The 19,774-nt window shown below is 31.7% G+C and carries 15 protein-coding genes; 8 read left to right on the top strand and 7 right to left on the bottom strand.

What is annotated here, in order from left to right:
- Nucleotides 1-1,539, top strand: a complete 1,539-nt coding sequence (locus ACTF45_RS01060; RefSeq protein ID WP_288346602.1) for a SpoIID/LytB domain-containing protein — start codon at nucleotides 1-3, stop codon at nucleotides 1,537-1,539.
- Nucleotides 1,540-1,567: 28 nt separating this feature from the next.
- Nucleotides 1,568-2,869, top strand: coding sequence for a glycosyltransferase family 2 protein (locus ACTF45_RS01055; RefSeq protein WP_288346603.1), 1,302 nt, complete (start codon nucleotides 1,568-1,570; stop codon nucleotides 2,867-2,869).
- Between the two features lies 1 nt (nucleotide 2,870).
- Here the strand turns inward: ACTF45_RS01055 and ACTF45_RS01050 are convergent, their stop codons facing one another.
- The 4 genes from ACTF45_RS01050 to tig all read right to left on the bottom strand — a co-directional run bounded on the left by ACTF45_RS01050 (nucleotide 2,871) and on the right by tig (nucleotide 8,187).
- Nucleotides 2,871-4,523: a DNA polymerase III subunit gamma/tau gene (locus ACTF45_RS01050; protein WP_438949187.1), complete on the bottom strand. Its 1,653-nt coding sequence runs from the start codon at nucleotides 4,521-4,523 to the stop codon at nucleotides 2,871-2,873.
- A 56-nt stretch (nucleotides 4,524-4,579) separates the two neighbouring features.
- The gene (gene clpX / locus ACTF45_RS01045) at nucleotides 4,580-5,947 is read right to left on the bottom strand and encodes an ATP-dependent protease ATP-binding subunit ClpX (protein WP_288347435.1); all 1,368 of its coding nucleotides are present in this window, start codon (nucleotides 5,945-5,947) and stop codon (nucleotides 4,580-4,582) included.
- Between the two features lie 102 nt (nucleotides 5,948-6,049).
- Nucleotides 6,050-6,700 (bottom strand): ATP-dependent Clp endopeptidase proteolytic subunit ClpP, encoded by a 651-nt coding sequence (gene clpP / locus ACTF45_RS01040; RefSeq protein ID WP_288347436.1) that lies wholly within the window; start codon nucleotides 6,698-6,700, stop codon nucleotides 6,050-6,052.
- 65 nt (nucleotides 6,701-6,765) lie between these two features.
- Nucleotides 6,766-8,187 (bottom strand): trigger factor, encoded by a 1,422-nt coding sequence (tig, locus tag ACTF45_RS01035; protein ID WP_288347438.1) that lies wholly within the window; start codon nucleotides 8,185-8,187, stop codon nucleotides 6,766-6,768.
- 127 nt (nucleotides 8,188-8,314) lie between these two features.
- Here tig and ACTF45_RS01030 point away from each other — a divergent pair, with 127 nt between their 5' ends.
- From ACTF45_RS01030 to ACTF45_RS01020, 3 genes are all read left to right on the top strand, one after another.
- Nucleotides 8,315-9,346: an aspartate-semialdehyde dehydrogenase gene (locus ACTF45_RS01030; protein WP_288347439.1), complete on the top strand. Its 1,032-nt coding sequence runs from the start codon at nucleotides 8,315-8,317 to the stop codon at nucleotides 9,344-9,346.
- Nucleotides 9,343-10,251, top strand: coding sequence for a 4-hydroxy-tetrahydrodipicolinate synthase (gene dapA / locus ACTF45_RS01025; RefSeq protein ID WP_288347442.1), 909 nt, complete (start codon nucleotides 9,343-9,345; stop codon nucleotides 10,249-10,251). Before ACTF45_RS01030 ends, dapA begins: the two co-directional genes overlap by 4 nt.
- Before the next feature lie 76 nt (nucleotides 10,252-10,327).
- The gene (locus ACTF45_RS01020) at nucleotides 10,328-12,331 is read left to right on the top strand and encodes a ribonuclease J (RefSeq protein ID WP_288347444.1); all 2,004 of its coding nucleotides are present in this window, start codon (nucleotides 10,328-10,330) and stop codon (nucleotides 12,329-12,331) included.
- Here ACTF45_RS01020 and tilS read toward each other — a convergent pair.
- The gene (gene tilS, locus ACTF45_RS01015) at nucleotides 12,328-13,338 is read right to left on the bottom strand and encodes a tRNA lysidine(34) synthetase TilS (RefSeq protein WP_288347446.1); all 1,011 of its coding nucleotides are present in this window, start codon (nucleotides 13,336-13,338) and stop codon (nucleotides 12,328-12,330) included. The genes ACTF45_RS01020 and tilS overlap by 4 nt on opposite strands.
- Nucleotides 13,339-13,423: 85 nt before the next feature.
- Between tilS and ACTF45_RS01010 the strand changes: the two genes are divergently transcribed.
- Nucleotides 13,424-14,200, top strand: a complete 777-nt coding sequence (locus tag ACTF45_RS01010; RefSeq protein WP_288347471.1) for a DUF561 domain-containing protein — start codon at nucleotides 13,424-13,426, stop codon at nucleotides 14,198-14,200.
- A 29-nt stretch (nucleotides 14,201-14,229) separates the two neighbouring features.
- On the top strand, nucleotides 14,230-16,269 hold the full coding sequence (gene uvrB / locus ACTF45_RS01005) for an excinuclease ABC subunit UvrB (RefSeq protein WP_288347447.1): 2,040 nt from the start codon (nucleotides 14,230-14,232) through the stop codon (nucleotides 16,267-16,269).
- 8 nt (nucleotides 16,270-16,277) lie between these two features.
- Here the strand turns inward: uvrB and ACTF45_RS01000 are convergent, their stop codons facing one another.
- Entirely contained in the window at nucleotides 16,278-18,038 is a 1,761-nt protein-coding gene (locus tag ACTF45_RS01000) for an aspartate kinase (RefSeq protein ID WP_288347448.1), read from the bottom strand.
- A 39-nt stretch (nucleotides 18,039-18,077) separates the two neighbouring features.
- Nucleotides 18,078-19,079, bottom strand: a complete 1,002-nt coding sequence (gene holA, locus ACTF45_RS00995; protein ID WP_288347450.1) for a DNA polymerase III subunit delta — start codon at nucleotides 19,077-19,079, stop codon at nucleotides 18,078-18,080.
- A 62-nt stretch (nucleotides 19,080-19,141) separates the two neighbouring features.
- Between holA and ACTF45_RS00990 the strand changes: the two genes are divergently transcribed.
- Nucleotides 19,142-19,765 (top strand): precorrin-8X methylmutase, encoded by a 624-nt coding sequence (locus ACTF45_RS00990; protein WP_288347452.1) that lies wholly within the window; start codon nucleotides 19,142-19,144, stop codon nucleotides 19,763-19,765.
- Nucleotides 19,766-19,774 lie beyond the last annotated feature (9 nt).

The following is a 19,774-nucleotide window of genomic DNA, read 5'->3' as shown; positions in this document are numbered from 1 at the left end:
ATGCTGCGCAAATTGAACTTAAAGCTTCTCATTTATGGATGTTGGTTATTTTGTTCAATTTCTCCAATACTGACATTAAGTGGCTTTGCAGATGAATCTTCAAAAATAAATCTTACTCAAGAATTAAAAAAAGGTAATTTTTTAATAGGATTAAAACAATACTTAGGAGCTAGGAGTGATAACTTTCCAAAAAAAAATAATATTACTTTTACTACAAAAAATGATTTTTTAAAACTCCATTCTACTAATGGTGTAAAACACAAATCCAAAAAAATAAATATTGTTTTGAAGAAAAAAAACTTGATAACCCCTTTCACTGTTGAAAGACTAGTATTTGGTCCATTTGCAAGCTATGAATCGGCACAAAAGCAAGCTGAAAAATTAAAAGAAAAAGGTTATCAAGCTCTAGTTGCCTTTCCAAACAATTGGGAAGTTTGGATTCCAGTTGGCAAAAACCTTCCTGACAAAAAACTAAACTATAGACTGTTTAAAAAATCCTACAAGTCAAAAATTATCCCTTTCCTTGTTACTGAATATTCGCAACATGAACTCCAAGGCCCGATATATATAACTTCATCTCAAGAGATAAGTATTAATAATATTAATTTTGGTAAAAAGTTTTATTTAGCTAAAGATTCATATGGAACTTGGACGTTGATCCAGAAAATCAAATTTGATGATTACTTAAAAGGTGTTCTGCCACATGAAATTGGCTCTAATTCACCATTAGAGGCATTGAAAGCACAAGCAGTAATTGCGAGAACTTGGGCACTTTATAATTCCGATAGATTTAAAATTGATCAATATCATTTGTGTATAACTACTCAATGCCAAGTTTATAAACCTCCTTTGATTGAATATAAAAATGTACATAAAGCGATAGAAGATACTTCAAATTTCATAATCACTTATAAAAAGAAACCAATTAATTCCTTTTATCATGGATCTAATGGAGGCATATCAGCTAGTGCAAGTGAATCTTGGCAAATAAAAGATTATCGTTATCTTAATTCAATGATTGATGGTTCAAATGCTTTAAAAAAAGCTTTTAGACTTCCAATTAAAAATGGGGATGAATTAAATAAATTTCTTGAGTTTCCAGATGAAAAAGTTTACGGTAGAAAGCATTCTCTTTTTCGTTGGGAGAAAATAGTCTCTAATGAGACGATACAAAATAATCTATTAAATAATCAATTAATTAAGGAGAAATCAGATTTGGTTGATCTAAATATTATTGATAGAGGCTTCAGTGGAAGAGTAATAAAATTAGAAATTAAGCTTAAAAATTTAAAGAAACCAATAGTTCTTGTAAAAGATGATATTCGTCGAATATTGAGTTTTTTGCCGAGTAATTTATTTACTATTAATAAATTAAATGATAATCTTTGGCTTTTTAAAGGAGGTGGCTTCGGTCATGGTGTAGGTTTATCTCAATCAGGAGCGATAGAAATGGCTGAATTAGGCTTTACTTATCAACAAATATTGAATCATTACTATAAGGGAACAAAAATTAAAAAAATTGAGATATCGTCTCAATAATTAAAATGAAAATTATAAATTAGCATTTATGAGTAACGGTTTTTATAAAAATCGAAGATTAAAATCATTTTTATTTCTTGCTGTTTGTTTATTAGTAAGTACTATTCCTCATATCTTTCAATTCAAACATTTTCTATTTTTTACAATAACGATTTCTTTTTTTGTTGCTTGTTATGGATTAAATGTAATTTCAAAAAATATAAAAAGAAGTGTTTTTTCACAAAGTAACGAAAAGATAATTAGTTATGATAAGTTACCTGCTCTCGATATTTTAGTTGCTGCCAGAGATGAAGAAAATGTTATTGAAAGATTAGTTGAGAGATTATTTAATTTAGATTACCCAATTAATAAATTAAATATTTATATCATTGATGATGGTAGTTCTGATAAGACACCTTTAATTTTGGAAAGATTATCTAAAGAGTTTGATAAATTAAAAATTATTACTAGATCTGCAAATGCTGGAGGTGGTAAATCAGGAGCATTAAATTATGCTTTAAAGTTTACACACGGAGAATGGTTATTAATATTAGATGCTGATGCTCAATTGAAGAATGATACTCTACCAAGACTATTTCGTTTCGTTTATGAGGGATCTTGGTCAGCAGTGCAATTAAGAAAATCCGTCATAAATGTAAGTAAGAATTTTTTAACCACTTGTCAGTCTATGGAAATGGCAATGGATGCAATTTTTCAATATGGGAGATTATCTGTTGCGGGAGTATCTGAATTGAGAGGTAATGGTCAATTAATTAATAAAGAAGTTTTACTTAAATGTGGTTCGTTTAATGAAGATACAGTTACTGATGACTTGGATTTAAGCCTTAGGCTTTTACTTTCTAAATCAAAAATTGGGATTCTCTGGGATCCTCCTGTTATGGAAGAAGCAGTTGAAAATATATCTGCTTTATTTTCACAGAGACAAAGATGGGCTGAAGGTGGTTTGCAAAGATTTTTTGATTATGGGGAGCAATTATTTTCAAAAAAAATTGAACTTATTCAAAAGTTTGATTTAACCTTTTTCTTTATCTTGCAATATGCCTTGCCTATTATTTCTTTGACTGATTTGATTTTAAGTATTGCTCTAACGGAATCACCCAGCTATTGGCCAATTTCCATAACAGCATTTACTTTGTCTGGAATTGCAGTTTGGTATGGCTCTTCATGCAAGAGTGAGGGTCCAGTTTTACAAAATCTCAATTTGATGATGATGTTAGTTTCTCTTGTATATCTATCTCATTGGTTTTTAGTTATACCATGGGTAACAATAAAAATGTCTATTTTTCCTAAAAAGATTCTCTGGAAGAAAACACTTCATACTGGTGTTTAATTTATTCATCTAAATCAATAATTTCTCCGTTAAAAAAATTTGCTAAATTTTTGGGACTATTATTATAGGATTCTGGTTTAGGTTTATTAGTTGGGGAGGGTGAATTTTGAAAAGCAGTGCTTTGTTTTTCATTATTGTCATTTAATTTCTTGATTACTTTATCTTGTAATTTTGCAGTCTTAGTAATATTAATTTTTTTGCTAGAAAAGTTAAGTTTTACTTTATCCCCAAATACTTTTTTTATAGCATTTTCAATTATTACTTTTCGACTTTTGATCATATTTTCCCAGTTGGGAGATAATGCTATTAAAACTTCATTCGAATCAAAACTGGCAAGTTCTGCTTGCTGAGAAAGTAACATTTTTGTTGATGGCAATTCTAATTTAGAAAGAATTAGCTCCCACTTTTCTTTTAAATAATCAGTTTGATTATCATTTTTAGAATTTTGGTTAATGTCCTGATTATTAATTAATTCTTTCTTATTGAAATCTCCTGATTCATTTTGGTTAATGTCCTGATTATTAATTAATTCTTTCTTATTAAATATTGATTGATTGATATTTTCTTCAAGAAGACTTGTTAAGTGTATTTCCAACCATAATCTCGGATTGTCGCTTGTTTTTATTTGATAATCAACATTCTTAAGCTTGTTATGCCAGTCAATAATTCTGTTCTTACTAATATTGTAAGAAAATTTATTTAATTCATCTTGAAATTCAATAGAGGTATAGTACATTTCTGAATAATTATTATTTAAAGTTTTAAGTAAAAGGTCTCTAGTAATATTTAATAGTCCAACTAATATCTCATTGGGTTCATTTCCTGCATCATATAAGTTATTACAACTAATTAATAACGACTCAGGCTGATTATTAATTAATGCATTGATTAAATCAGTCAAATCATTTTCGGATACTTCTCCAAGTAAGCTTCGAACATTTTTAGTAGTTACGCCATTAGGAAGAAGACTTAATTGATCTAGTAAACTTTGTGCATCGCGCATTCCACCATTCGATCTTTTTGCAATTAGTTTGAGAGCTTGATCTTCAAATTTAATTGATTCTTTATTTGCTATTGCAGAAAGGTTATTGAAAATAGTATTTGAGCTTATTCTTTTAAAATCAAATTTCTGACATCTACTTTGAATTGTATTTATAACTCTTTCAGGATTTGTTGTTGCAAGAATAAAAACAACTTTTTCAGGAGGTTCTTCAATAGTTTTGAGTAAAGCATTTGATGCAGCTGTTGAAAGCATATGACATTCATCGATAACATAAACTTTCCATCTAGCTTGAGTCGGAGCAAATCTTGCTCTATCAATTATTTCTCGTATATTTTCAACTCCAGTATTAGATGCGGCATCAATTTCAATAATATCTAGGGCATTACCTTCCGCAATTTGTATACATAATTCGCATTTTCCACATGGATTTGGTGTAGGTTGTTTAGATGATAGACAATTTAATGATTTTGCAAATATTCTTGCACTTGATGTCTTCCCTGTCCCTCTAGGTCCATTAAAGAGATAAGCAGGTGCAATTTTCTGAGATATTAATGCTTGTTTGAGAGTGATTGATATAAATTCTTGACCAACCAGCTCATCAAGGTTAAGAGGCCTATATTTTTGATGAAAAGGTTTATGTATATTAAGCATTTATTATTTTAATTACATGATTAAAGTTGAATTATGGAAAACGATAACCTTAATTTTTATGCAGATTCTTTAATAATCCTTTGAGACCCTGCTGGAAGTTTAACAATTTTCGACAAGAACAGTTTGTCTACCATTTTTTTCGTAATGGTGAACTCTTTAACTTCTTCTTGTGATGGAAGTGTATACATTAAATCAAGCATTAATTCTTCAATTATTGATCTAAGAGCTCTAGCGCCCGTTTTTCTTTTGAAGGCTTCATTAGCGATTGCTTCCACAGACTCTGGTTCGAAATTTAATTCAACGTTATCCATACTTAATAAAGTTTTAAATTGCTTTACCAGTGCGTCTCTTGGTTCTGTCAGAATTGATTCAAGAGTTTCTTGAGTAAGACGATCTAATACCGCGCATACAGGAATTCTTCCAATAAATTCTGGAATTAATCCATATTTGACTAGATCATCTTGTTCTAAATTCTTGAGAGCATCTCGGGAATCAACTATTTTTTTTGCATTTATTTTGCTTTCGTCAGGGTTGGTAGTAAATCCAATTGAATTTTTCCCTAAACGTTTTTGAACAATATCCTCTAAACCTATAAATGCACCTCCACATATAAATAAAATCTGACTTGTATCGATTTGAATACAGTCATGGTTGGGGTGTTTTCTTCCTCCTTGTGGTGGAACATTGGCAATTGTTCCTTCAAGCATTTTTAACAATGCTTGTTGAACTCCTTCTCCAGATACATCTCTTGTAATTGATGGGTTTTCACTCTTTCTAGCGATCTTGTCTATTTCATCAATGTATATGATCCCCTTTTGAGCTAAATCCACATTCATTTCTGATTTTTGTAGAAGTCTCAAGAGGATATTTTCAACATCTTCGCCGACATATCCAGCTTCAGTAAGACTTGTTGCATCAGCTACTGCAAAAGGAACATCAAGAAATTCGGCTAAAGTTTGTGCTAATAACGTTTTACCACTTCCAGTTGGGCCAATTAGTAAGATGTTTGATTTTTGTAGTTTAGTTGCTTGTAAATCATTAGAATTATTTTCTTTATTTTCTTCTTTTAATCTCCAAGCTAGTCTTTTATAGTGATTATAAACAGCAACTGATAGTATTTTTTTTGCAGATTCTTGACCTACAACTTGGTTATCAAGAAAAGTTTTAATTTCAAGTGGTTTGGGGATAGAAGTTAATTCTAAAGGAATAGATTTATCAGAATTATTAGTTGGTAATTTTTTCTTTACTTGAGGTGAGTTATTGATTTTTGCTTGAGTATCAATTAATTCTTCATCAAGAATTTCATTACAAAGGTCTATGCATTCATCACAAATGTAAACCCCTGGACCAGCTATAAGTTTTCTAACTTGATCTTGTGATTTACCACAAAAAGAACATTTTAGATGGGCGTCGAATTTGGCCATCGATTATCAAAGCTTGTGTAGAATAAAAAAGGTTAAATATCCCTTACTTATTAGGATTGCTTATAAAATTGGATTCGTCATCATATTCTTAAAATATTACTTTTACTTGTCATTTTTTATGACTTTATCAATTAGTCCATATTCAACTGCTTCTGCAGGTGATAGAAAATAGTCTCTTTCAGTATCTTCATTAATTTTTTCTAAAGATTGATTAGTATGTTCTGCTAAAAGAGAATTTAATGTTTTTTTGAGAAATAGTATTTCTTTTGCTTGTATCTCAATTTCAACTGCTTGGCCTTGAGCACCTCCAAGCGGCTGGTGAATCATTATTCTCGAATTAGGTAAAGCTAACCTTTTCCCTTTAGCCCCCCCACTAAGGAGGAATGCCCCCATACTTGCAGCTACACCAAAACAGATTGTTACAACGTCTGGAGAGATTTGCTGCATTGTATCGTATATAGCTAATCCAGCAGTAACAGAGCCTCCGGGAGAATTAATATATATTTGTATATCTTTGTCAGGATCTTCTGCTTCTAGAAATAATAATTGTGCAACTAATGAATCTGATACTTGATCATTAATCCCGGTACCTAAAAATATTATCCTTTCCCTTAATAATCTTGAATAAATATCAAATGCTCTTTCTCCTCTTCCAGATTGTTCTACTACAGTAGGAACAGCAGATCTAGATTTATCAATAACATCGCGAGAATTTATTGAGCTTTGGATTAAATGTTTTTTTTCAGAATACACTTAGTTAGTCTCTTTCTTCATCTAATTTAAGGGTTTTTTTGCTGAATAGTTAAATTTTTTATAAATTAATTTTTTTCTTTTTTATTTACCTTTGGTTTACTTTTAGTTTTAACTCCTTTTTTTGTAGTTGCTTTTGTGGTTGTTTTTGTGGTCAATTTTGTTGCTTTTTCATTTATTTCTTTTACTGCTGAATTTTCTTCAAGCCAAGTGATTAACTTTTCTTGTAGGAGATCGTTGCGAACTACATCTTTTAATTTCTGAATGTCAATTTGTTTTGGTGATTTAGAAATTTCATCTTTATATTCCTTCATTTTCTGATCTATTTCTTCATCATCGACTGTGATTTTTTCTCTTTCTGATAATGCTTTTAAAGCTAAATTTCTTTGAACATTTTTTTCAGCTTGAGGACGAGTTGATTCTGCTAAAGATTTCACCAATTCTGGAGTAAACGTTGATTTAATATCCATGCCTTGTTGAGCAAATCTTTGTGCTGTTTGTTCAATATTATTTCTAACTTCAATATCAATCATTGCTTTTGGAATCTCGGCATCTAACTCTTTGGATAGTGCATCCATTAAAGCTTCAACTTTTATATTTTTTTGAGCATTGTCAAAATTCTCCTTTAGTTGTTTTTCTATATCTTTTTTTAGTTCTTTTAATGAATCTTTATTTCCAGATTGTTTTGCAAAATCATCATTAAGTTCGGGTAATTCTTTTTCTTTAAGATCTTTAAGACTTACTTCAAAAATTGCTTCTTTACCTCTGGAATCTTCATGAGAATAGTCTTCAGGAAATCTTAGAGTAAGAGTTTTATTATCATCAATTTTCATACCAACAATTCCCTCAACGAAGCCTGGAATCATTTTGTTCTTTTCTAATTCAAGATCCATTGAATCACTAGATCCCCCGTCGATTTCTTTCTTGGAATCTTTGTAAATACCTTTGAAACTAACTACCGCGATGTCTCCTAACTTAGCAGGCCTGTTATTAACTGGAATAATATTTGCTAATTGATTTCTTGATTTTTCCAAAGCTTCATCTATGGATTTGGGGTCAAACTTACTTTTTTTAATCTCAACTGATAGACCTTTTGATTTTTTTAATTTTAATTCGGGTGCAATATCAGTTTGTAGAGTAATTTTTAAAGGTTTTTCCGGATTAAAAATTTTTAGTATTGATTCAAATCCATCAACTAATTCTGGTTCACTTAGTGGCTCTATTGATTCCATCTTTAAAGCTTGGTTCCAAGATTTATCAATTATTTTTTCTAGGGCAGAGGCATGTAGTTGTGTAATGCCGATTCGTTGTATTAATACTTGTTTTGGAATTTTGCCAAGCCTAAATCCAGGAATTTTGGCCGAACGACTAATTGAATTTATTGTCTCATTTACGCATGATTTGCATGTATTAGATGGTATTTCTAATTCAAGTGCAACTCTACTTTGGGGTAGTGCGGTAGTTTTTACTATTAATTCTTCTTTAATCATGTTTGAGTTTTTAAAATTATTACAATAGGCAGAATCTTAATTATTCCACATTAAGTGATTTCCTTGAAGTTAACTTTTTTGATACAGTAAGAAAAATATTAAATCTTATAATTTTTTAATTTATATAGTGAGAAATTCTCCTTTTTTGCCAAATAGACCATTAAAAGTAGCCGTTTTAGGTTCTTCAGGTGCTGTTGGATCTGAACTACTTAAAATTCTTGAAGAAAGAGATTTTCCTATCTCAGAATTAGTTTTGCTTTCATCTCAGCGGTCAGAAGGGAAAATAGTCAAATGGAAAGGAGAAAAAATTATTACTAAAAAAGCTTCAAAAGAAGAATTTTTGAATGTTGATTTAGTTCTTGCTTCCGCAGGTGGAAGTATTTCAAAAAAATGGTTATCTACAGTTAAAGATCAAAATGCTGTACTAATTGATAATTCAAGTGCATTCAGATTAGAAAATGATGTTCCTCTTGTTGTTCCAGAAGTAAATGGTTGTGAAGCTTTAAAGCATAATGGTGTTATCGCTAATCCGAATTGTACAACAATATTACTGACTCTAGTTTTAGCTCCTTTGAATAAAATTTCGTCGATTAAAAGAGTAATCGTTTCAACTTATCAATCGGTAAGTGGAGCTGGTCAATTAGCAATGGAGGAATTACAGTTTTTAACTAAGAAATATTTGCAGGGAGATCCCAAAGAAAGTGAAGTCTTACCATATTCCTTAGCATTTAATCTCTTTCTACATAATTCACCGATGCTTTCAAATAATTACTGCGAAGAAGAGATGAAAATGACAAATGAAACTCGCAAAATACTAAATATTACTGATTTAAAACTATCTGCAACATGCGTTCGAGTTCCCGTTCTTAGAGCTCATTCTGAATCAGTTAATGTTGAATTTGATGATGTTATCAAACCTTCTTATGCTATTAATCAATTGAAAAAAGCTAAAGGTTTAGAAATAATAGAAGATTATGAAAAAAATAGGTTCCCGATGCCAAATGATGTGATGGGAAGAGATAATATTGCGGTAGGAAGAATAAGAACTGATATTAGTAATTCTAATGGATTAGAATTATGGTTATGTGGAGATCAAATAAGGAAAGGAGCAGCACTTAATGCTGTTCAAATAGCAGAATTATTAATTGCAAAAAAATGATTCCCAACAATACTAAATTTTCTAATCCATTATTCGGAAGAATTTTGACAGCTATGGTTACTCCATTTAAAAAAAATGGAGCAGTTGATTATGAATTAGCTATTAAACTTTCTAATTACCTTTGTGAAAATGGCTCTGATGGAATTGTGCTTTGTGGGACCACAGGAGAGTCTCCAACTCTTACATGGGCTGAACAACATAATTTGTTTATTGCAGTAAAAGGTTCTTTAAATTCTAGATCTAAAGTTATTGTTGGTACAGGAAGTAACTGTACTAGTGAGGCTATAGAAGCTACACAAAAAGCTTACGAATTTGGTGCGGATGGTGCTTTAGTCGTTGTCCCTTACTACAATAAGCCCCCTCAAGAAGGTCTTTATAAACACTTTAGTTCTATAGCTAATGCAGCTAGTGATTTACCTTTGATGTTGTATAACATCCCTGGAAGAACTGGTTGTAATTTATTGCCTAACACTGTAAATAAACTTATGAATTTCCCAAATATACTCAGTATTAAAGCAGCAAGCGGTAGAATAGAAGAAGTGACAGAGTTAAGGGCGGCGTGCGGCTCTAAACTTTCAATATATAGTGGCGATGATTCATTGTTGCTTCCTATGTTATCTGTTGGTGCTGTTGGTGTAGTAAGCGTAGCTAGCCACATTGTTGGGTTGCAGCTTAAAACTATGATTGAATCATTTCAAAAAGGTGAAATATCTATTGCTCTTGATATTCATGAAAAACTGCAACCACTTTTCAAGGCACTCTTTGAAACGACAAATCCAATTCCCATCAAAGCAGCTTTAGAACTACAAGGTTGGCAAGTTGGTTCTCCTAGGAATCCATTAACGCCTCTTATTAAAGAAAAGAGAGAAAGCTTACTTCAGATAATTCAAAATCTGTCTTTGTAAATACTTTTTTTAACGCTTTAATAAAGTTACTTTGACTTTAATAACCACATTTTTTGCTTGTTAAAATACTTTTATTATGAATTCAAATCAAATCAAATCAAATAATACTCAAACCTTATCTCAAACAAAAAGATCAAATGAACCTGCTTTAAAAATTATTCCATTAGGGGGTCTTCATGAAATAGGTAAAAATACATGTGTTTTTGAATACCAAGATGACATCATTTTAATAGATGGGGGACTCGCTTTTCCAAGTGATGGCATGCATGGTGTGAATGTTGTTATGCCTGATACATCCTATTTGCAAGCTAACTTAAATAGATTTCGTGGAATGATAGTAACCCATGGTCACGAAGACCATATTGGTGGAATTTCTCATCATTTAAAGAAATTTAATATTCCTGTGATTTATGGCCCACCTTTAGCGATATCAATGCTTAAAGGAAAAATGGAAGAAGCAGGCGTGGCTGATAGGACAACAACACAGACTATAGAACCAAGGCAAGTTGTCAAACTTGGCCAGCATTTTTCATTAGAATTTATACGTAATACTCACTCAATTGGCGATAGTTTTTCTTTAGCTCTAACTACTCCAGTAGGTGTTGTTTTCTTTACTGGGGACTTTAAATTTGATCATCTGCCACCTGATAACAAACATGCTGATATTGAAAGAATGGCATTTTATGGAGAGAAGGGGGTTCTTTGCTTACTCTCGGACTCTACAAATTCCGAAGTAAAGGGTTTTGTTCCTTCAGAAATTTCTGTTTTTCCAAATTTAGATCGAATAATATCTGAAGCCAAAGGTAGAGTGATGCTTACCACTTTTGCAAGTTCAACTCATAGAGTTGCGATGGTAATCCAATTAGCGATGAAGCATGGACGTAAAATTGGATTAATGGGACGATCAATGCTAAATGTTGTTGGTAAATGTCGTGAATTAGGCTATATAAAATGTCCTGACGATCTCTTTTTCCCAATTAAAAGCATAAGAGATTTACCTGATAGAGAAACTCTACTCTTAATGACAGGTAGTCAAGGAGAGGTAATGGCTGCATTAAGTAGGATCGGAAGAGATGAACATCCACACGTTAAACTCAAAACTACTGATACAGTAATTTTTTCTTCTAGTCCAATTCCAGGAAATACAATTTCTGTAGTGCACAGTATTGATAGATTAATTAAATTGGGAGCTAATGTTATTTATGGTAAAGAACATGGAATTCATGTTTCTGGCCATGGATGTAGAGATGATCAAAGATTGATGCTAGCGTTAATTAAACCAAAGTTTTTTGTTCCAGTACATGGCGAATATAGAATGCAAGTTTTGCATGGTAAAACCGCCGAATCGATGGGCGTAGATCCCAATAATATACTCATCCTTGATAATGGAGACACAATTGAGCTTAGAGCTGATTCAATGATTCAAGGAGATCCAGTAAAGTCTGGAATTGAAATGCTGGATAATACAAGGACTTGTGTGGTAGATGCAAGAGCTCTAAAAGAGAGACAGCAGTTAGCAGATGATGGAATAGTTACTGTTTTAGCCCCTATAAGTACAGATGGTAATATGGTAGCTCCACCACGAGTAAGTTTAAGAGGTGTAGTAATATCAGCTGATCCAAGAAAAATGTCAATGTGGACCGAAAGGGAGATAAATTGGGTATTAGAAAACCGCTGGAAACAATTATCAAGACAAACCAGTCCCAATAGTTTTGAAGTTGATTGGATTGGGGTCCAAAGAGAGATTGAAAATGGTTTAACTAGAAGAATGCGAAGAGAATTACAAGTAGAGCCATTAATTTTATGCTTAGCTCAACCTGCACCAAGCGGAACCCGAGCTTATAAACCTCAAATAGTTAATGAGCAAAATCAGCATCAAAAAAATAAACATTATCCAAATGTTAATAATCAAAATATAAACCGCAATCAAAATAATTATAAAAATAATCCATCAGTTAGAAATACAAATCAAGTAAAGAATAATCAATCTGTAAAAGATTCTGTTAAAACTCCAGTAGCTAAGACAGAGGAGGCACCTGCAGGTAGGACTAGAAGAAGGAGATCTGCAGTATCAAATTAGTTTTTTTCTAGATTTATATAGTCCTTATTCCAAACAATCTCAAATCCATCTGGTAAATCTATTTTGCCTCTATCTTTCTCAAGAATTGAAGAAGCTAAATGAGTTAAATTTTTTGAGCTTAATTGTTTTGTACAATCCTTCTTTAGAAAAGTATTTAAAATAGTACATCTTGCTTCAATGCATAAGCTATTTAATAATTCCCTCTTTACACCAATTGCATCTTCACAATAAAGGGATGCAAGCTTACTGAGATCATTTTGCTCATTCTTATAATTGCTCATTTTTTCTGCAAAACTATTTATCCTTTTAGAACAACCAGGATACATAGTTTCCAAAATAGGGATAATTTTCCCCCTAACTAAATTCCTTTTAATTGTTAGATCGCAGTTAGTCGGGTCTTCCCAAATGGGAATGTTTTGATGTTGGCAAAACTTTTTGGTATCTTCTCTAGAAAATATCAATAATGGTCTTATTAAAAAAATGTGATGTTTAAGTAATCTTTTTTTGTTGATATAGCTTAGTCCTGCATAATTGCTTCCTCTAGCTAAATTTAATAAAAATGTTTCTGCATTATCTGTATTCGTGTGACCCGTTAATAAGAAAATATCAATTCCCTTTTGGTTCTTAATTAATAATTGATTTGCCCTTTCACTTAATTTCTTGTATCTCCAATCTCTTGCTTTTTCTTCAGAAGAAATATTATTTTTATTTGCTTGATCAAAAAAAAATGAAATATTTTTTTTATTACAGTAACTTTTCAATTCAAGTGCATATTTTGCTGATTTTTCATGCCATTGATGATCTCCATGCCAAACATTCACAAACCAATTATGTTGCGTCTTCATATCGTTGATTAGGTTCAATAAAGCCATCGAATCTTGTCCTCCAGAAACTGCTATTAATAGATTTGCTCCATCAGGAATTAATGTTTTATTGCCCAAAATTTCTTTGTGCAGGAGATGATGCCAGGATGTCCAATTTTTTTGCGACGAATTTTTATCAGACATATTGTTTAACTCAGATAATATTTTTTTAAAAATTCACTGTTTTAATAAAACAATGTCACAATCAGGTAATAAATTCATCAAATCTATGAGTCTGATTAATCTTTTGCCACAAAAAATTCAAGAAGAGCTTAACAGTAAATCTTTACTCAAAGTTATTTCAGGATTAAGTAATTTTGAAACCCAAACTGTTCACAAAATTGTAGAAGCAGCCTCGATGGGCGGAGCTGATTTAATTGATATAGCTTGTAAACCTGAATTAGTTGAATCCGCGATTGGGATTTCACCATTACCAATTTGCGTAAGTTCCGTAGAGCCTAAGTCTTTTATAAATTCAGTTAAGGCCGGAGCTTCTTTAATAGAAATAGGCAATTACGATAGTTTTTATGACCAAGGAATTACTTTTTCGGAGGAGAAAATTTTAAATCTTACAAAAGAAACTAAAGATCTTTTACCTAATATTCCTCTATCAGTGACAGTTCCACATAATATACCCATTGATAAACAAGTAGATCTTGCAATTAAATTAGTTCTTGAAGGCGCTGATATTATTCAAACTGAAGGAGGCAAAAGTTCTAACCCATATAGTTCAGGAATTCAAGGATTATTAGAAAAGTCAGTACCTACTTTGGCGGCTACTTTTGCAATATTCAGGGAATTTGAGAAACAGTCTATTAATATTCCTATCATGAGTGCTTCAGGTTTAAGTGAGGTGACATGCCCTTTGGCAGTATCATGTGGAGCTTCTGCAGTCGGAGTTGGATCTGTAGTAAATAAACTAGATGATTTAATATCAATGGTTGCTGTTGTTAGAGGCCTAAAAGAATCTTTGAAAAATTCAATGATTAAAGAAAAAGTTTCCTAAGATATAAAAAATCTTAAGTTATTAGATGAATGAATAACTATAAGCTTCAAGCACCTTATCAACCAAATGGGGATCAACCTAAAGCCATTAAGAAGTTAGTTCAAGGAGTTAATAGTGGCGAAGAGTTTCAGACCCTTTTGGGAGCAACTGGAACGGGAAAAACTTTTACTATTGCTAATGTAATTCAGCAAACTGGAAGACCAGCACTTATTCTGGCTCATAATAAAACTTTAGCAGCTCAATTATGTAATGAATTAAGGCAGTTTTTTCCTAAAAATGCTGTTGAATACTTTATCTCTTACTATGATTATTATCAGCCAGAAGCTTATGTACCAGTAAGCGATACTTACATAGCCAAAACTGCTTCAATTAATGAAGAGATTGATATGCTTAGGCATTCGGCTACTAGATCATTATTTGAGAGGAAGGATGTAATTGTTGTTGCATCTATTAGTTGTATTTATGGTTTAGGAATACCAAGTGAATATTTAAAAGCTGCTGTTAAATTTGCTGTTGGTGAATCCATAGATTTACGTTCTTCTCTAAGAGCGCTTGTGGATAATCAATATACAAGAAATGATACAGAAATTACGAGAGGTAGATTTAGAATTAAGGGAGATGTATTAGAAATTGGACCAGCTTATGAAGACAGATTGATAAGAATTGAATTATTTGGAGATGAGATTGAGGCTATTAGATTTGTTGATCCATTAACTGGAGAGATTCTTGAGAGTCTTGATCAGGTGAGTGTTTATCCAGCTAAGCATTTTGTCACTCCAAAAGAGAGACTAGATTCTGCCATTAGTGCTATTAGAGATGAATTAAAAGAACAACTCGATAAATTTGCTTATGAAGGCAAGTTGTTGGAGGCGCAGCGTTTAGAGCAGCGCACAAAATATGATTTGGAAATGCTAAGAGAAGTTGGATATTGTAATGGTGTTGAAAATTATGCACGTCATTTGGCTGGTAGAGAAGAAGGAACTCCTCCAGAATGTCTAATAGATTATTTCCCAAAAGATTGGTTATTAGTAGTTGATGAAAGTCACGTAACATGTCCGCAATTACACGCAATGTATAACGGAGATCAAGCTAGAAAAAAAGTATTAATAGATCATGGTTTTAGATTACCAAGTGCTGCAGATAATAGACCTTTAAAGTGTGAAGAGTTTTGGGAAAAATCCAGACAGACATTGTTCATTAGTGCAACCCCTGGCCAATGGGAGTTGGATCAATGCGAAGGCAAGTTTATTGAACAGGTTATTAGACCTACAGGGGTTTTAGATCCCATAATTGATGTAAGGCCTAGTGATGGACAAATAGATGATCTTTTATCAGAAATAAGAGTTAGAGCTAAAAAGAACCAGAGAGTATTGGTTACTACTCTCACAAAAAGGATGGCAGAAGATCTTACGGATTTTTTATCTGACAATAAAGTAAGGGTGAGATATTTGCATTCTGAAATTCATTCGATTGAAAGGATAGAGATTATTCAAGATCTTAGATTGGGTGAATATGATGTATTGGTTGGAGTAAATTTGCTAAGAGAAGGTCTTGATCTCCCTGAAGTTTCTTTGGTTGCTATTTTAGATGCTGATAAAGAGGGCTTTTTGAGAGCAGAGCGATCCCTAATTCAAACTATTGGAAGAGCGGCAAGACATGTTGAGGGAGTTGCTTTACTTTATGCAGATAACTTTACTGAATCAATGAAAAGAGCGATATCTGAAACTGATAGAAGAAGAACTATCCAAAAAAAATATAATCAAATCAATGGCATTACTCCAAAACCTGCAGGTAAGAAAATTGAAAATTCAATATTATCTTTTTTAGAGCTTTCCAGAAAATTAGATACTGGAGGATTATCTAAAGATCTGATAAACATTGTTAGTAATAAAACGGACGATATTTTAAATGCTAAAGATAATCAATGTTTACTAGATGAAATGCCTAGCTTAATTGATAAGTTAGAAAATAAAATGAAAGATGCAGCAAAAGAACTAAATTTTGAAGAGGCTGCAAATCTTAGAGATAGAATTAAGAAACTCAGGCAAAAATTATCTAGAAATACTTAAATAATTACTTATTTATCTAATTGGAAATAAGAATGAATTGCATTAACTGCTTGGTCACAATCTTTTTCTAAGACGATACAAGAAGTTCTTATTTCACTTGTGGCAATCATTTCAATATTAATATTTTTATTAGCTAGTGCTCTAAAAATTTTCCCAGCTGTTCCAACCTTAAATGCCATTCCAGCTCCAACTGTGCTTACTTTAGCTATAGCAGGTCCATCTTCGATGAATGATCCTGCCAATTTTTTTGTTAAAGAGTGGAAAATTGTATTGGCTCTTTCTCTATCTTGCTTGCTCATAGTGAAACTTATGTCTTTGGTTTTTAAAGATGTTAACCTTTCAGATTGCACAATAGTATCAAAAATTAAATTATTCTCTGCGAGAGCTAAACATATTGAGGCTGCCACCCCAGGTTTATCAGGTAGGTTCCGAATGCTAACTTGAACTTGATTTTTATCTAATGCAATTCCTCTTACCTCAGGCTGATCTTCTCTCTCAATTACTGGATTAATAAATATTTGTTTATCAGATAATTTAAATTTTTCACTGACAAATCTAATAGCTTTTGGAATATTGTCAATATCAATTACGCAGCTGACTTTAATTTCGCTGGTAGCTATTAACCTTACATTTATGTTTGCTTGGGATAAAGTATCAAATAAATCAGCAGATACACTTGGTCTCCCCATTATTCCAGCTCCTTGAATACTTAATTTAGTCATATTTTTTTTGAAATCATATTCGCCACCTAATTGATTTGTTATTAATTTACATTGATCAATTGTTTTGGTTAACTCAAAATCATTAACTGTAAATGCAATATCATTACTCTTCCCATCATGTGTAGCTTGGATTATTAAATCAACATTAATGTTTGCTTCAGACAAGGTTTCAAATATTTGAGCTGCAATTCCAGGTCTGTCAGGTAGTTTGGAAATACTAAATACGGTTTGCGTTTCTAATACTTCAAGACTATTAACAGTCTTTGTTAATTCTAACCCTCCTCTTTTTAAAGCTAATGGTTTAATTTTGCTATGTAGAAGAGTGCCATTTGAGAGGGTTTGACTCGATTTCACATATAATTTAATTCCATAATTGCGAGCAATTTCTACAGCTCTTGGATGAAGTACTGAAGCACCCACACTCGCAAGTTCTAGCATCTCTTCACAACTAATAATATCTAATAATTTTGCATTAGGTACAATTCTTGGATCAGTGGTAAGAACCCCAGGAACATCTGTATATATCTCGCAAGTTTCTGCACCTAATGCTGTTGATAGTGCTACTGCTGAAGTATCTGAACCCCCTCTTCCCAAAGTTGTGATTTCCATTGATCCAGTATGACTAAGCGTTGAGCCTTGAAACCCTGCAACTACTACTACATAACCTTGATTAATATAGTTTTGTATTCGTTCTGTTTTGATATCTAGAATTCTTGCTTTTCCATGAATTGATTCAGTAACAATTCCCACTTGGCTACCTGTCAAAGATATTGCAGGAATCCCATATTCATTTAATGACATTGATAGAAGTGCCATAGTTACTTGCTCCCCTGTAGAGAGGAGCATATCTAATTCTCGGCTATTGGGATTTTTGCTGATTGATTCTGCTAACTTATTTAAGTGATCTGTAGAATGACCCATGGCAGATACAACTACGACGATATCATTTCCAGCTTCTTTACTTTGAATAATACTTTGTGCAATCGCCTTAATTTTTGTGATGTCTTCAACCGATGTGCCGCCAAATTTTTTGATTAATAAAGCCATAATTAAATCATAATATAAATTATTAAACTTAATATTTGATTAACTTAAGTTAACGAGATTTTCCGTAAATACATTAATAGGATTATTGCCTTTTTTTAGTGATGATTCAATATCTAATAAATTACTCATCAGTTTAATTAAGAAATCTGAGGATATATTGTTTACTTTTTTACGGATAAAAAAAATTCTTTTTGGGTTAGATATATTTGCAAGTTTGCATATTTTTGATAAATCTTGCTCACCAGATTTATGAAGTAATTTTACTATGGTATGCATTCTGATTTGACTTATTAATCCTGCATTGAGCCTTAAAGCAGGTTCTCCTTTTTTTAATAAATAATATATTTCTATAAGACCATCACTAATATTATTTTGTAATAGATGATCGATTATTTTAAAGATATTTGACTGTTGATCATTGAATATTTTTTTTACATCATCACTTTCTAGAATAAGTTCTTTGTTTTCGTTATTATTTATGGCAGATAGATATATCTTTGCTTTAGATAATTCGCTAACTAAGTTAAAACTATCATTTCCTACTGAATCAATAATTAAATCAGTGGTCCCTTTACCTAGATGAATATTCATCGAATTTGCTGTGAATTCTAAGTATCTTTTCTGGCCTTCAAAATCCCAGATATCGGGCAATGAAAATGAGCTTTCAATTGCTAAATCTTTTTTTATTAAATTTTGAATAAATTTTGTACTCTTTAGTCTTGAATCTGGTTTTTTTGTATTTTGTAAAAGAAAGTAAGTGTTACTTGGAATGTTTTGATAAATTTTCTCAAATTTGAGTCTTATTTCCTCATTTTTATTTGTGAATAATGGGTTATTTTTTAATACAACTACTCGAGATCCATCCCCCAAAGGAGGTGTTAGTATTTCATCAAATGCTTGTTTTATTTGATCATCATCATCACCATTTAAGTAACTAATATTTATTTCTCCCCATGTTTTGGATACTTTTTCATCAATTATTTTTTTTATAAACTTATTACTTGCATTTAAATCATTTCCCCATATTATTTGTATTGGCATATCTGCAAAAAAGAATCTTATTATAATTATGCTTTCTTTAAGATAAAGTAAATTAAATTTTAATGATAAAAGATCATCCTATTTTTTTAGAAAGTATTAGGTTTATTAAATCTAATTTGATTGAAAATAATTTTAATTACTTGGAAAATAAAGTTTTAGAAAGATTAGTGCATACTTCAGGTGATTTTAATATTCAGAAGCTTTTGGAGTTTAGTGAAGGGGCGTGCGAAAAAGGTATTACATCTCTTAAAGCTGGAGCACCAATATTGACTGATACTGATATGGCAGCAGCAGCTATTAAATCAATGGCAAAAAATACAAACGGAAACTCAGTTGTTTCGGCGAAACATTGGTTTGATGATAGAGATTTATCAGGGTTGACTAAAACTGCTTATGGGATAGAAAAAGGTTGGATTGAATTATCTGCTAAAAATTCAGGAAGTCAATCGCCAATTATTGTTATTGGAAGTTCTCCAACGGCATTAGTCAATTTATTAGAGATTATACAGAATTCACAACAGATTCCTAGTTTAATTATTGGAATGCCTGTAGGTTTTATTGGTGTTAGGCAAAGTAAAAATAAATTACTCAACACTAATTATCCTAGAATTGTTATGAACTCTACGAGAGGAGGGGCTGCAATGGCCGCAGCAGCTGTTAATGCCTTATTAAGAGAAACTATTTAAAATAATTTT

Origin of the sequence: Prochlorococcus sp., from assembly GCF_965655815.1 — a bacterium.
Lineage (GTDB): Bacteria > Cyanobacteriota > Cyanobacteriia > PCC-6307 > Cyanobiaceae > Prochlorococcus_A > Prochlorococcus_A pastoris.
The sequence above is the reverse complement of the archived record's forward strand: the minus strand, read 5'-3'. Positions and strand labels throughout refer to the sequence as shown.

What these genes read in the sequence shown, in the direction of transcription:
- ACTF45_RS01060 (WP_288346602.1), top strand. Translation starts at nt 1, where the DNA reads ATGCTGCGCAAATTGAACTTAAAGCTTCTCATTTATGGATGTTGGTTA.
- ACTF45_RS01055 (WP_288346603.1), top strand. Translation starts at nt 1,568, where the DNA reads ATGAGTAACGGTTTTTATAAAAATCGAAGATTAAAATCATTTTTATTT.
- ACTF45_RS01050 (WP_438949187.1), bottom strand. Translation starts at nt 4,523, where the DNA reads ATGCTTAATATACATAAACCTTTTCATCAAAAATATAGGCCTCTTAAC.
- clpX (WP_288347435.1), bottom strand. Translation starts at nt 5,947, where the DNA reads ATGGCCAAATTCGACGCCCATCTAAAATGTTCTTTTTGTGGTAAATCA.
- tig (WP_288347438.1), bottom strand. Translation starts at nt 8,187, where the DNA reads ATGATTAAAGAAGAATTAATAGTAAAAACTACCGCACTACCCCAAAGT.
- dapA (WP_288347442.1), top strand. Translation starts at nt 9,343, where the DNA reads ATGATTCCCAACAATACTAAATTTTCTAATCCATTATTCGGAAGAATT.
- ACTF45_RS01020 (WP_288347444.1), top strand. Translation starts at nt 10,328, where the DNA reads ATGAATTCAAATCAAATCAAATCAAATAATACTCAAACCTTATCTCAA.
- tilS (WP_288347446.1), bottom strand. Translation starts at nt 13,338, where the DNA reads ATGTCTGATAAAAATTCGTCGCAAAAAAATTGGACATCCTGGCATCAT.
- ACTF45_RS01010 (WP_288347471.1), top strand. Translation starts at nt 13,424, where the DNA reads ATGAGTCTGATTAATCTTTTGCCACAAAAAATTCAAGAAGAGCTTAAC.
- uvrB (WP_288347447.1), top strand. Translation starts at nt 14,230, where the DNA reads ATGAATAACTATAAGCTTCAAGCACCTTATCAACCAAATGGGGATCAA.
- ACTF45_RS01000 (WP_288347448.1), bottom strand. Translation starts at nt 18,038, where the DNA reads ATGGCTTTATTAATCAAAAAATTTGGCGGCACATCGGTTGAAGACATC.
- holA (WP_288347450.1), bottom strand. Translation starts at nt 19,079, where the DNA reads ATGCCAATACAAATAATATGGGGAAATGATTTAAATGCAAGTAATAAG.
- ACTF45_RS00990 (WP_288347452.1), top strand. Translation starts at nt 19,142, where the DNA reads ATGATAAAAGATCATCCTATTTTTTTAGAAAGTATTAGGTTTATTAAA.